12 protein-coding genes are annotated in these 12066 nt (G+C 70.0%); 5 read left to right on the top strand and 7 right to left on the bottom strand.

Features of this window, described 5'->3' with window-relative positions:
* The 3 genes from R3F55_18005 to R3F55_17995 form a co-directional block, all read left to right on the top strand.
* Window positions 1–1168: dipeptide ABC transporter ATP-binding protein (locus tag R3F55_18005; protein MEZ5669289.1), on the top strand; the 1168-nt coding region annotated here is incomplete at its 5' end.
* A 92-nt stretch (window positions 1169–1260) separates the two neighbouring features.
* The gene (locus R3F55_18000) at window positions 1261–1872 is read left to right on the top strand and encodes a hypothetical protein (GenBank protein MEZ5669288.1); all 612 of its coding nucleotides are present in this window, start codon (window positions 1261–1263) and stop codon (window positions 1870–1872) included.
* Between the two features lie 125 nt (window positions 1873–1997).
* Window positions 1998–2432 carry a hypothetical protein gene (locus R3F55_17995; GenBank protein MEZ5669287.1) on the top strand — a complete coding sequence of 145 codons (435 nt, stop codon included), beginning with the start codon at window positions 1998–2000 and terminating at the stop codon, window positions 2430–2432.
* Between the two features lie 18 nt (window positions 2433–2450).
* Here R3F55_17995 and R3F55_17990 read toward each other — a convergent pair whose 3' ends face one another.
* The 6 genes from R3F55_17990 to R3F55_17965 all read right to left on the bottom strand — a co-directional run bounded on the left by R3F55_17990 (window position 2451) and on the right by R3F55_17965 (window position 7924).
* The gene (locus tag R3F55_17990; protein ID MEZ5669286.1) at window positions 2451–3620 is read right to left on the bottom strand and encodes a pyridoxal phosphate-dependent aminotransferase; all 1170 of its coding nucleotides are present in this window, start codon (window positions 3618–3620) and stop codon (window positions 2451–2453) included.
* A gap of 10 nt (window positions 3621–3630) precedes the next feature.
* The gene (locus tag R3F55_17985) at window positions 3631–4647 is read right to left on the bottom strand and encodes an LLM class flavin-dependent oxidoreductase (GenBank protein MEZ5669285.1); all 1017 of its coding nucleotides are present in this window, start codon (window positions 4645–4647) and stop codon (window positions 3631–3633) included.
* A gap of 87 nt (window positions 4648–4734) precedes the next feature.
* Window positions 4735–5202 carry a hypothetical protein gene (locus R3F55_17980; GenBank protein MEZ5669284.1) on the bottom strand — a complete coding sequence of 156 codons (468 nt, stop codon included), beginning with the start codon at window positions 5200–5202 and terminating at the stop codon, window positions 4735–4737.
* Window positions 5203–5228: 26 nt separating this feature from the next.
* Window positions 5229–5834, bottom strand: coding sequence for a hypothetical protein (locus R3F55_17975; protein MEZ5669283.1), 606 nt, complete (start codon window positions 5832–5834; stop codon window positions 5229–5231).
* Entirely contained in the window at window positions 5821–6597 is a 777-nt protein-coding gene (locus R3F55_17970; GenBank protein MEZ5669282.1) for a MotA/TolQ/ExbB proton channel family protein, read from the bottom strand. The genes R3F55_17975 and R3F55_17970 overlap by 14 nt, the downstream gene beginning before the upstream one ends.
* A gap of 442 nt (window positions 6598–7039) precedes the next feature.
* Window positions 7040–7924, bottom strand: a complete 885-nt coding sequence (locus tag R3F55_17965) for a LysR family transcriptional regulator (protein MEZ5669281.1) — start codon at window positions 7922–7924, stop codon at window positions 7040–7042.
* A gap of 284 nt (window positions 7925–8208) precedes the next feature.
* Here R3F55_17965 and R3F55_17960 point away from each other — a divergent pair, with 284 nt between their 5' ends.
* Both R3F55_17960 and R3F55_17955 read left to right on the top strand, forming a co-directional pair.
* Window positions 8209–8556 (top strand): cytoplasmic protein, encoded by a 348-nt coding sequence (locus tag R3F55_17960; GenBank protein MEZ5669280.1) that lies wholly within the window; start codon window positions 8209–8211, stop codon window positions 8554–8556.
* Window positions 8557–8741: 185 nt separating this feature from the next.
* Window positions 8742–9611: a hypothetical protein gene (locus R3F55_17955; GenBank protein ID MEZ5669279.1), complete on the top strand. Its 870-nt coding sequence runs from the start codon at window positions 8742–8744 to the stop codon at window positions 9609–9611.
* A gap of 349 nt (window positions 9612–9960) precedes the next feature.
* On the opposite strand, the gene R3F55_17950 is transcribed toward R3F55_17955, so the two are convergent.
* On the bottom strand, window positions 9961–11925 hold the full coding sequence (locus tag R3F55_17950) for a BTAD domain-containing putative transcriptional regulator (protein ID MEZ5669278.1): 1965 nt from the start codon (window positions 11923–11925) through the stop codon (window positions 9961–9963).
* Between the last annotated feature and the right edge of the window lie 141 nt (window positions 11926–12066).

Below are 12066 nucleotides of genomic sequence, written 5' to 3'. Positions count from 1 at the left end.
GCTGCCGCACGAGCTGAGCGGCGGCCAGCGCCAGCGGGTGATGATCGCGATGGCGCTGGCCAACGACCCCGACATGCTGATCGCCGACGAGCCGACCACCGCGCTCGACGTCACCATCCAGGCGCAAATCCTCGACCTGCTGCGCGACCTGAAGCGGCGCATCGGCATGGCGGTGGTGTTCATCACCCACGACCTCGGCATCGTCCGCGCCTTCGCCGACCGGGTCTATGTGATGAACGAGGGCCGGGTGGTGGAGCACGGCCCCACCGGCGCGCTGTTCGCCCATCCGCGCGAGCCCTATACCGCGATGCTGCTGGCGGCGGAGCCGACCGGCCGCAAGCCGCCGCCGCCGGCCGACGCGCCGCCGGTGATCGAGGGACGCGGAATCGACGTGACCTTCCGCCTGCGCGGCGGCCTGTTCGGCGGCGCCGGCCGCGAGATCCGCGCGGTCGAGCAGGTCTCGATCGCCGTGCGCGAGGGCCAGACCCTCGGCGTCGTCGGCGAGAGCGGCTCCGGCAAGTCGACGCTGGGCCGCGCGCTGCTGCGGCTGCTGCCCAGCCGCGGCCGCATCCTCTATGCCGGACAGCCGATCGAGGGGCTGGACGAGCGCCGGATCAGGCCGCTGCGGCGCGAGATGCAGGTGGTGTTCCAGGACCCCTACGGCTCGCTGTCGCCGCGGATGACGGTGGGCGAGATCGTCGCCGAGGGCTTGCTGGTGCACGACCCGGCGCTGGGCCGCCGCGCGCGCGAAAGGCGGGTCGCCGAGGCGCTGCGCGACGTGCAGCTCGACCCGGCCATGATCCGGCGCTATCCGCACGAGTTCTCCGGCGGCCAGCGCCAGCGCATCGCCATCGCCCGCGCGCTGATCCTGCGGCCCCGGCTGATGGTCCTGGACGAGCCGACGTCGGCGCTCGACCGCTCGGTGCAGAAGCAGATCGTCGAGCTGCTGCGCGACCTGCAGGCCCGCCACCGGCTGACCTACATCTTCATCAGCCACGACCTCGCCGTGGTCCGCGCCCTGGCCGACACGGTGATGGTGATGAAGGACGGCAGGGTGGTCGAGGCCGGGCCGACCGAGGCCATCTTCGAGGCGCCGGCGACCGACTACACCCGCGCGCTGATGACCGCAGCCTTCCGCTATACCCGCGCCGACGCCTCGTCCGCTTGAACGCGGCGATTTTCGCAGCCACGATGAACCGGTTGCGGCGGTCGTGCGTCCAAGCCACATCCGAAGTCACCGCCTGTGGAGCATCCTTCGTCATGTCGAAACCATCCCGCGCCGCCTGCCTGGCCGCCGCGCTGCTGGCCGGCGCCGCCGCGACGGCGCACGCCGCCGAGCCCGCGCCGGCGTCGCCGATCCTGTGCTTCTCCAGCTTCGCCCGGCTGGGCGCCGACGCCGGCGGCGCCGCCGTCGAGGGCACGATGCGCGCGATCGCGAGCGACGGCCGCATTCTCGCGGTCGACCAGCTCGGCCCCGTTGCCGCCCTCGCCGCAACCGGCTTCTTCCTGCAGCCGATGTCGACGCCCGAGATCGTGGCGGCGCAGCTGGCCGGCGCGACCGAGACCGGCGCGGTCGTTCCCGCCGACCAGGTCGCCCGGATCGCCGGCCTGATCGAGGAGGCCCGCCAGGGCCAGGTGCTGGTGACGGCGCCGCCTGCCCCGCCGACCGGCCAAGGCATCGCCACGCTCGGCTGCTATGCGCCGGCCGCGGACGGCACGCTGGAACACATCCCGGTGCAGGTCACCGGCGATGCTTCCGCCCGCATCAACAACGAGGCGGGCCTGGTGCTGGCGAGCGAGCTGGCCGCGCTACTCGGCGCGCGGACCTTTCGGCCGACTGAACCGCTGGCCGGGTCTGCGAACGCCTGCTAGCCTGCCGCCGCGCCGCGACCACGGCGACAGGCAGCGGGAGTGTTTCCATGACCGGATCCGCTGTGGGGCGGGCCGCTCGGCGTCGTCCTGTTGGGCCGACAGGCGCCGCCCAGGCCGGCCAGCCGGTGAAGGGCGACGACGACCGTACCGAGCGACTCGGCTTCGAATGCACGGAGTGCATCGTCTTCGGCAACGCCCTCGGCGCCGAGTTGGTGATGTCCTATGCCAACCGGCCGGAGGGCTGGAACGTGTTCCCGGTCGCCTACCCGGTCGACCTGAACGGCGACGGAGTCGACGAGTATGTCGCCCAGATCATCGACGGCTACTGGTGCGGCACCGCCGGCTGCAGCACCTGGGTGCTGAGCGAGGACGGCGGCACCTGGCACATGCTGCTGGCCGAGCCGCTGACGGCGGACGGCGTCGACGTGCTGCCCAGCCGCACCAACGGCTATCGCGACATCGAACTCTATGCGCACAGCTTCGGCGAGACCTGCTTCCTGCTGTACCGGTGGAGCGGCACGGCCTACGCCGGCGGCGACATGCGCTGCGTCACCGACTGACCCGGACGCGGCGGCGGGCTATCCGGCGTCGAGCGCAGCCCTGACCTTGTGGCCGAGGCCGCGCAGCCTGGCAGCCGGCTCGTTGGCGAAGACGAAGCGGATGTACTGGCCGCCGTGGGTCTCGCCCCAGCCCGCCATCGGCGTGGCCGCCACGCCCTTGGCGAGCAGCCGCTCGGACATGGCGGCGCCGTCGATCCCGAAGCCGTCGACGCGCAGCAGCATCGACCAGCCGCCGGCGGGCACCCCCACCGGCAGGCCGTCGAGTTCGTCCAGCAGCACATCGCGCCGCCGCTGCAGCTCGCCGACATAGGCCGGCAGGGTCTCGGCCGACCGCTCCAGCGCGCCCGCGACCGCGTCCTGGGCGATGCCGACCGGGACCACCACATTGGCCAGCGAGACCGCGACGATGTCCGGCATCGCCGCCTCCGGCCCGACGATCCAGCCGACCCGCCAGCCGATCATCCGCAGCTCCTTCGCCGACGAGCCGACCGTGATCGTGCGTTCGGCCATCCCCGGCAGGCCGGCCGGGTGCAGCGGCCGGCGCCCGTCGAACAGCAGCCGCTCCATCGCCGCGTCCAGGATCAAGGTCAGGTCGTGGGCGACGCACAGCTCGGCGACCAGGCGCCAGTCGTCGGCGTCGAGCCAGCCGCCGCTCGGCATCGACGGCGACATCAGCAGCATCGCGCGGGTCCGCGGGCCGACGGCCGCGTGCAGCGCCGCCCGGTCCAGCGTCCACGGCGCGCCGGGCGCGAAGCGGAACGGCACGAAACGGGGCACGCCGCCGGCCAGCCGCACCCGGTTGATCAACCCGGCATAGGTGGGATCGGTGACGATCACCTCGTCGCCGACCTCCACCGTCGCCAGCAGCACGTTGAGGATGCCGGACAGCCCGCCGGCGCTGACGACGCAGTTGCGCGCGCCGGAATAGGCGACGCCGGACAGCGCCGCGACGTGCCGCGCCGCCACCTCGCGCAGCCGCTCCTGGCCGACGAACGGCAGGTAGGAGTTGGCCGGGTCCTCCGCGGCCGCGGCGCGGGTCCGCGCCACCGCCTCCGGGTCGGGCGGGACGTCGGTGTCGAGGTTCTCCAGCCGCAGCATGTCGTGCCCGGCCGCATCGGCCAGCGCGCCGAGCCGGTCGACGCCGATGCCGGCGATGTGCTGCAGCCGCGCCGGGCGCCGGCGGGTCATCGCCCGGCGCCTACCGTGCGCCGGCGGCGGCCCGCGCCGGCGCCAGCCGTCCCGCGACCTCGGCCAGGATCTCGTAAGACCGCAGCCGTGCGGCGTGGTCGTAGATCGCCGCGGCGACGATCAGCTCGTCGGCGGCGGTGCGGTGCACCAGCGCCTCCAGCTCGCGCCGCACCGTGTCGGGCCCGCCGACGATGCTGCAGGCCAGCATGCGCATCGCCTGCATCTTCTCCATCGGGTTCCAGTAGGACTCGATGTCGTCGATCGGCGGCTGCAGCTGGCCGCGCGCGCCGCGGAACATGTTGGTGAAGGCCTGCTGCGGGCTGGTGAACAGCCGTCGGGCCTCGGCGTCGGTGTCGGCGGCGACGATGTTGACGCCGACCATGGCATGGGGCCGGGCACACTGGCCCGACGGCTCGAAGCCGGCGCGATAGACCTGCAGCGCGCGCATCAGCTGTTCCGGGGCGAAGTGCGAGGCGAAGGCATAGGGCAGGCCGAAGGCCGCGGCGACCTGGGCGCCGTAGAGGCTGGAGCCGAGGATCCAGATCGGCACGTGGCTGTTGCCGCCGGGGACGGCGCGCACGGCCTGACCCGGCTCGACGGGACCGAGGAAGGCCTGCAGCTCCTGCACCTCCTGCGGGAACGCCTCGGCGCGCGCATCGTCGCGGCGCAGCGCGCGGGCGGTGCGCTGGTCGGTGCCCGGCGCCCGGCCGAGCCCGAGATCGATGCGGCCGGGAAACAGTGCGTCGAGCGTGCCGAACTGCTCGGCCACCATCAGCGGCGGGTGGTTGGGCAGCATGATGCCGCCGGCGCCGACCCGGATCGTCGACGTGCCGGCGGCGACGTGGCCGATGACCACGGCGGTGGCCGCGCTGGCGATGCCGGTCATGTTGTGGTGCTCCGCCAGCCAGAAGCGGCGGTAGCCCCAGCGCTCGGCGTGGCGGGCGAGATCGCGGCTGTTGCGGAAGGCGTCGGCCGCGCTCGACCCCACCGTGATGTGCGCCAGGTCGAGAACGGAAAGCGGGATCATCGGCTGCTCCTGCGTGCCGGCCGTGCGCCGGCCCGTCAGGAGCAATTGGCGATCCGTCGCGGCGTGTCAACCGCGCGGCGGCGGCCCTCAGGCCTTCGGCGGCAGCGGCGCGACCGGGCTGGCGAAGAACATCGGGTCCTGGTCGTCGGGCGTGGCGTCGAACGGGTCGCGCATCTGCACCTCGCCGCCCTCCTCCTCCGCCTGCTGCATCGCGCCATTGAGCTGCTCGGCTGCCTCCTGGCTCCACGGCAGCACATAGGCGCGCGGGCCCTCGACGCCGTCGATGCCGAGCCAGACGTAGATGGCGACATCCTCCTGCATCTCGGCGGCGATGACGCGGGCCTCGGCCAGGTCGCGGCCGCCCCACTCCGCGTCGATCGGCTTGGGCCGGCTCAGCAGCTCGACCATCGTGCCGTAGCCCAGCACGAACAGGCACAGCGTCAGCCCGATGGCACCGAGCTTGGGCACCAGCATGCGGCGCGACCAGATCGACAGGCCGGCCAGCCCGGTCGCGATGACCACCAGGGCGACGAACGGATAGAGCAGAGGCAGCATGGCCGGTCCTCCCGTCGAGGCGTGGCTCAGGGCGCGCGTTCGCGCAGGGCGACCGGCAGGGTGTTGAAGCTGCCGGCGACGACGTTGCCGTTGTCGTCCACCGTGAAGCGGGCGACCGTGCGTTCCTCGCCCAGCCGGCGCAGCTCGATGGTCTGGCTGAGCAGCTGCTGCGAGGCGCCGCCGTCGGCCGGCCGGGTGCTGATCACCACCACCACCGGGATCGGGCGCAGGTGGGTGTTGTCGCGATACAGGTGCAGGTTGATCGCATATTCGCCCGCCGGCAGGCCGCGGCTGTAGGCGACCTCGTAGTTCAGCCCGGTCGGGTCGTTGCGGTTGCCCAGGTCGTCGCGCAGCAGGTCGAACACCTCGCCGCTCTTGTTGGAATAGCCGACCGAGCGGTCGCCGGGCGCGCGCACCCACAGGTCGACGTCGACGTCGGACTCGTCGGCCCAGCGCGCCTCGACGATCAGGTTGCCGGGCGGCACCAGGGTCTCGTCGGCCTTGGTCGGCGGGTTCAGGTGCGGCAGCAGCAGCACCACGATGGTGACGAAGCCGAACAGCACCAGCATGATGACATCGCGGAAGACCGTGCCGTCGTCCGATGCGTCGTCGAACTGGTCAAGCGCGCTCATGGCCCGCCTCCAGCGCGGCGTGCTCGCCGGCCTCGACCAGGCGGCCGGCCAGCCGCGTCGCCGCGCCGACCAGCATGTGGAAGTTGATCATCAGCCACATGTTCAAGACCGCGCCGGCCAGCGTGGTGTACAGCGCCACCGACATGCCGCGCAGCAGCCCGCCGACCATCGGCGCGATGGCGCTGGGGTCGGCGGCGGTGTCGGCGCTGATCCCGCCCAGCGCGATGATGAAGCCGATCACGGTGCCGATCAGGCCGAGCAGAACCAGGGTGTTGGCGACGTGCTTGACGAAGCCGATGCGGTTGGCCAGCTGCATGCGCAGGGCGGAGCCGGCGATGGCCCGCGCACCCGCGTCCTTGGCCGCCGCCTCGGCCACATAGGCCGATATCCAGCGGATCGGTGCGCGGGACGGGTTCTCGGCGGCGTTCAGCGCCTGGCTCAGTTGCCACACCTTCCAGCCCGCCGTGACCAGACCGATCACGAACACGCCGAGGATCGCGACGGTCAGTCCGGTCTCGTCGCCCAGCAGCACCGTGCCGACCCAGCCCTGCACCGCGCCCACCGCCAGCAGCGCCAGCGCGCTCATGTTGGTCAGCACGAAACGCAGGATCAGCAGGTGGCGGTAGCGCGACACCGACTGGCGCGGCTGCGGCCTTGCCGCGGCTCTGTCGCCGACGATCGCCTCCGCAGCGCGGGTCCACAGCTTGACGAAATCCGGGGCGGCGGTGGCGTCCGCTGGGCTGTGCAGGCTGGCAAGCGACATGGCCGTTCTCCTGTTAGAGTCGATGGCCTGGCGTGAACTCGTCTTCCGCTTGCGATTCTCCGGCCCGGTACGGCCATCCGATGGCAACCGAAAGTCAGCGCAGACCGTCATTAGGCGCCTGTTGTGGTTAAAGCCCAGTAAACCGCTCCAGCCGCGCGTTAGTGTTAATGTACGCACCTTCATCGCGCGCGGTGTGCGCGGTGTCACAAGATCGGGCAACGCGTTCGTCTATTTCTCTTTTATGTGATCGCGGACACAGTTCTCGTGATCGCCGCGATGTCCCTTTCAACATTGGGCGAATTGTGGAATGCGGCCGCGTCGGCGCGGCTGCCGTTCCGCATGCATGGCGCAATTCATGGGCGACATCACAGCTGACGCCGTCGCCGACCGCCTATGCGTGCCGCGACGCCAAGCCCGGACCTTCGTCCCGCCGGCGTCCGCCTCACCCGGTCAGCACGGGCCGCAACGCGTCGATCTGCGAGCCGACGAACGCGAAGAACGCGTCGACCCGATGCAGCTGGCGGGCATCCGGGTGGCAGAGCAGGCGCCACACGCGGGTAAGTTCGTGGACCGGCGGCAGGATCTGGACCAGGTCCGGCTCGCCATCGCCAAGCGGCAGGGGCAGCGCCGCGATGCCGACGCCCGATTTGGCGGCGGAAACCAGGCCGAGCACGCTGTTGCTGCGCGCGACGATGCGCGCATTCGGCGCGACCTCGCGCAGCCAGAGCGACAGCCGATGCCGCTCGAGGCTGGCGTCGAAGGCCACCACGGCGTGCCGGTCAAGCTCGTCGATCGAAGCGGGCGCGCCGTGCTGCTGCACATAGCCGGTGCTGGCGTAGACCGCCCACAGCGAGTCCGCGATCTTGCGGCCGACCAGGACGTCGTCGGTATCGCCGGAGCGCAGCGCCACGTCGGCCTCGCCCTTGGCGAGGTCGACATAGCGATCGGCCAGCACGAACTCGACGCGCAGATCCGGATGCTTTTCGCTGAACCGTTCGAGGAATCCCGATTGCGACAGGCGGTCGGCGATCGGCTCCGGGCAGGTCAGGCGCAGGATGCCCTCATGCGCAGCGTCGATGCAGCGCCGCTCGAACGTCTCGATCGCGGTCGCGACCGCCTCGGCTGAGGCCAGCACGGACTGGCCAGCCGGCGTCAGGCAATAGCCGCTCGGCAACCGGTCGACCAGGCGCAGCTTCAGGCTGGCCTCCAGGTCGAGCAGGCGCCGCTGCACGGTCGACTGGTTCACCCTCAGCGCCCGGGCCGCGGCAAGCGTACTGCCGTTGCGGGCAACCGCCAGCAGATACTTCAGATCGTTCCAATTGAACACGACGAACCGCCCGTCCCCCAAGCACGCATGACCTCGGGACTATGCAATCCTGCGGGGCCCTTCTGCAATCTTGCCGACTGTCCCAACTGCGCGCCTCGGGCCACCTTGTCCCGGACGATTGGCGAAGCGGCACAGGGCATCACCGGACGCCGCAACGTTCGTCGCCGATACTCGCGAAAACATGAGGAAGTCGGCAGACGGCATGACGTGCGGCACGCGCGGCACCGGCTCCCGCTTCCCGACTGCAGGGAACGTGCGCAATGAGGATCTTGCGGAAGACGGCAATGAGAGCGCAGCTCGCGCTCGCAGCCGCGATGCTGACGCTGTCGGCGGTTCACGCGCAGGATGCGGCAGTAACCGATCCGGACCTCTATAAGGTCGTCTTCGAGAACGATCGCGTCCGCGTGCTGGAGTATCGCGACCAGCCGGGCGACCGGACCAGGATGCACGACCATCCGGCCTTCCTGGTCTACGCCCTGAGTGCGTTCGAACGCCGGCTGACGTTGCCGGACGGCCGGGAAATGCATCGCGCCTTCACCCCCGGCCAGGTCATGTTCTCCGAGGCGCAGACCCACGCGGGTGAGAATGTCGGGTCAACGGACACGCACATCATCATGGTGGAACTGAAGTAGACCTGCGCGCCACCTGGCGATGCATTTGTCAGTGCGCCCGGTGCTCGTCGCCAATATTCAGTGAAACGAACGGCGGCGTCGACTTCATACCTCGCCACAACGCCGGATTGCGTTGTTCGACATTGCGGATCTTTCCAGAAGCCACCCCGGATTCTCAACCGCAGCGGCAAGGCCGCAGGTACAACATGGAGAAGAGATTGACAACGAACCGGTCACTGTTACTGGCCTGCGCGCTCGTGGGCGCGTTCTCGGTCGCCGCACTCTCCGCACCAAATGTCCTTGCGCGCGATGCCGGACCGCATGGCGGCGGCGGCGGCGGCAACTTCCGCTCGGAATGCCGGCCGAACGATGCCCTGATCGGAATCAACCTGAGGAACGGCACGGCACTCGATGCCGTCGTCGCGCTCTGCATACCGCTCAACCCCGAAAGAACCGCGTGGGCCATGCAGGCCTACGAGCCCACCCAGTATTGGGGCGGCCCCGGCGGAGAATGGCAGAAGATCGCCTGCCAGGACGGTGACGTGGTGCGCGCGTTGCGGATCTTGTCCGGGCCCTGGGGCGACCTCACCGTCGTCAAGTTCATCGGGATCGAATGCCGCGATCTCGTCGACGGGCACACCTACGAGGTACTGGCAAACCCGGCGGCCGGCACAGTCCATGCGGACGAATGGGTCGGCTGCGACAACGCGACCGAGGTCGGCTCCGGCATTTTCGGCGGCGCTGGCACGATGATCGATCGGATCGGCCTGATCTGCGCCAGCGTGCCGGCACCGACGCAAACGGCTCCTGCCCCGGCACCTGCCCCGGCGCCCGCACCCGCCCCGGCGCCCGCACCCGCGCCGGCGCCCGGACAGCTCGTCGTGCTCAGCCCGGTGACCGGCTACTTCCAGGCGGGCGGCGGCGGTGGCGACCAGTGCTACCTCAATCCCGGCGACACCGGACGCCTGATCGAAAAGCTGGCGAGCGACCCGAACTGGCTGCACGTCGCGGTCGCGACGGGCGGTTGCGCCGGCCAGGAGACCTGGATCTACAACGGCGGCGAGGTGCGCTACTAGAGCGGCCCGCAGCCCGGCGGGCATGGACACGAAGCCCTGACTCGCCGAATCGACCGGTCCACATGCGATCGCGCGTGCGGCCCGGAGTGCGCGACGGCGCATTCCGGGCCACCGCCTTTTGCTTCTGGCAACCGCGCGCGCCTCCCCGGAGCGCGCATCGCTGCGTCCAGCGACGCGGCCGACGGCCCTCCGGGCGCGCTTCGCGCCTGCGGGGAGCCCACGCTCGCCAGCCGCGTGACTTTCGTCACCGCCGCCCGCGCGCAGCTTATGATGGCCTGCTGTCACAGACAGCGCTCACAGGGTGCGCGGGCGGCCCTTCCGCGCTACTGCCGAGATCGATGAGCAGCGATCAGGATTGCCGGCTCTCGGGCATGCCGGCCTTGCGAAGCCCGGCGAGCAAATGCTCCAGGTCACGGGCGTTGGCGAAGGGCAGGATCCACAGAGTGTCGCACGCGGTTCCGGGCCTGACGCGCGCCAGTTCGGCCAACGGCCGGCACGCATCCTCGATGCGACCGAGTTGGGCAAGGCTCGCAGCGTGCAGAATCAGCGCGAGCCACCATTGCGGTCGAAGCTCCACGACGCGACTGACATGCAGAAGGGCCTGGTCGTACCGGGACGCGAGATAGTGCGCGAGCGACAGACCCAGGTGACGGAAGAAACTGGTCGGATCGTCCGGGTTCATGCGGAGCGCAAGCTCGTTGGACCTGATCGCCTCGTCGGGCTGTCCGAGCCAGGCGTGGACCGTACCGAACGAGCCGTGTGCGATCGAACAGCTCGGGTTGATCTCGAGCGCCCGCTGCAACGATCTGAGACCTTGGGCATGCTCCTTCCTCAGCAGATACGCGCACTGCATCGCCCAGTAGCAGTATTCGTCCGCATCCTCTGCCCGGATCGACTGCGAGGCATGCGTGTAGAGATCGTCCAGCGCCTCACGGGTCCAGGGCAGGAAGCCCATGTAGACCTGATGGTAAAGGCAGACCGCCAGCATGCGATGCGCCGTGCCGCTCTCCGGCTCCAGCGCCAGCGCGCGTTCCGCCAATGCGCGGCTCTTCGCCAGCGACGGTTGCGTCAGGCTCAGGAATTGCTGCCAGGACCGGGCAAGCAGGCTCGTCGCGGTCTCCTGCGCCGCGATGTCCGCGATCCTGCCCTCGTGCAGGATGATCTGCGTCTGCACCGACGCCACGACCCCGCTGCAGATCTCGTCCTGAAGCGCGACCGTTTCGGCACCGATGTGGTCGACGCGGCTCGCCCAGATGTGCAGGCCGCTCGCGACCTCGATCAACTGCGTTGAGACGCGCATGCCCCCTGAGAAGCGGCGGACGCTGCCCTCCACGACGTAGTCCGCACCGAGATCAGGTCCGAGGTTGCGGATATCGACCGGACGGCCCTTGTATGTGAAGACGGTATTGCGCGCGACGATCCGGAGAGCCCTGATGCGCGCAAGGCTGGCAATCACATCTTCCGTCAGGCCGTCGGCGAACGCGCTGAGCGATGGGTCCTCGCCCATGACGTCGAACGGCAGCACGGCCACCGATGGCCTTGTCCGCGCCTGTTCGCTGTGGGCACTTCCGTCGCCGTTCGCAGCCAGAAAAGCCCTTGAGCCCTCGATCAGGCCGTCGCGCAGGGCAGTCGTTTCCTGGTTCGGCTCGATACCGAACTCCGTCTTCAGCGTCGCACGACAGATCTCGAACTGCAGCAGCGCGAGCGCACGCTCGCCCGCCTCGGCGTATGTCTGGATCAGCTTGCAATGCGCGCTCTCGCGCAGCGGGTCGAGAGCCACCAGACGCTTGGCGATATCGAGCCGCACTGCGCCGCGTTCCTGCGCCCACAGTTTCTCCAGCGCTTCGACCGCCATGTCGGAAAAGCGGCTGCGCTCCAACTGCAGCCACTCCTCGAAGGCGACATCGCCGATCTCGATGTCGGAAAGCAGCACGCCCCGGTAGAGCGCCGCTGCGGCGCGCAGGTCATCGGGTGCCGATGACACCGCGAGCCGCCGGAATGCCAGCGCGTCGACGTCGATCCGTTCCGGATCGAGACCGACGCGGGCATCGTCGGCGAAGATCGTCGCGGCGCCCGCCGCTTTGAGTTCCTTGCGCAAGGTCGTCAGGGCCTGGCGCAGGCTGCTGCGCGCCTGCTCGTCGGCGCGATCGCTCCACAGCAGCCGGGCAGCGCGAGCGCGCGAAACGGATGCGCCCGGCGCGAGGGCAAGGATAGCCAGGAGTGCACGATTCTTCCGGCCGACCAACGGGATGATCTGCCCCGCGCCGTCTCGGATCTCGAATTCGCCCAAAAGGCTGAGCGCGAGTTCGCGCAATCGAGTAGACGCTCCCCCCAAAACGCCGCGTGAAATCGAGCGATCACGCCATTCGCTCTCTTTGCACCGTATAGCGCACTTTTCCTGGGCTTTCACGCTGGTTTGACGCTGCTTTCCCGCATTCGTGAACGCCCATGAACC

The sequence above is a fragment of the Alphaproteobacteria bacterium genome (assembly GCA_041396705.1).
Lineage (GTDB): Bacteria > Pseudomonadota > Alphaproteobacteria > CALKHQ01 > CALKHQ01 > CALKHQ01.
Note: the sequence above shows the minus strand (reverse complement) of the source record. Positions and strands in the feature narration are given on the sequence as shown.

Coding starts and splice junctions, on each gene's coding strand:
- R3F55_18000 (MEZ5669288.1), top strand. CDS start 1,261: ATGTCGAAACCATCCCGCGCCGCCTGCCTGGCCGCCGCGCTGCTGGCC.
- R3F55_17990 (MEZ5669286.1), bottom strand. CDS start 3,620: ATGACCCGCCGGCGCCCGGCGCGGCTGCAGCACATCGCCGGCATCGGC.
- R3F55_17985 (MEZ5669285.1), bottom strand. CDS start 4,647: ATGATCCCGCTTTCCGTTCTCGACCTGGCGCACATCACGGTGGGGTCG.
- R3F55_17980 (MEZ5669284.1), bottom strand. CDS start 5,202: ATGCTGCCTCTGCTCTATCCGTTCGTCGCCCTGGTGGTCATCGCGACC.
- R3F55_17975 (MEZ5669283.1), bottom strand. CDS start 5,834: ATGAGCGCGCTTGACCAGTTCGACGACGCATCGGACGACGGCACGGTC.
- R3F55_17970 (MEZ5669282.1), bottom strand. CDS start 6,597: ATGTCGCTTGCCAGCCTGCACAGCCCAGCGGACGCCACCGCCGCCCCG.
- R3F55_17960 (MEZ5669280.1), top strand. CDS start 8,209: ATGAGAGCGCAGCTCGCGCTCGCAGCCGCGATGCTGACGCTGTCGGCG.
- R3F55_17955 (MEZ5669279.1), top strand. CDS start 8,742: ATGGAGAAGAGATTGACAACGAACCGGTCACTGTTACTGGCCTGCGCG.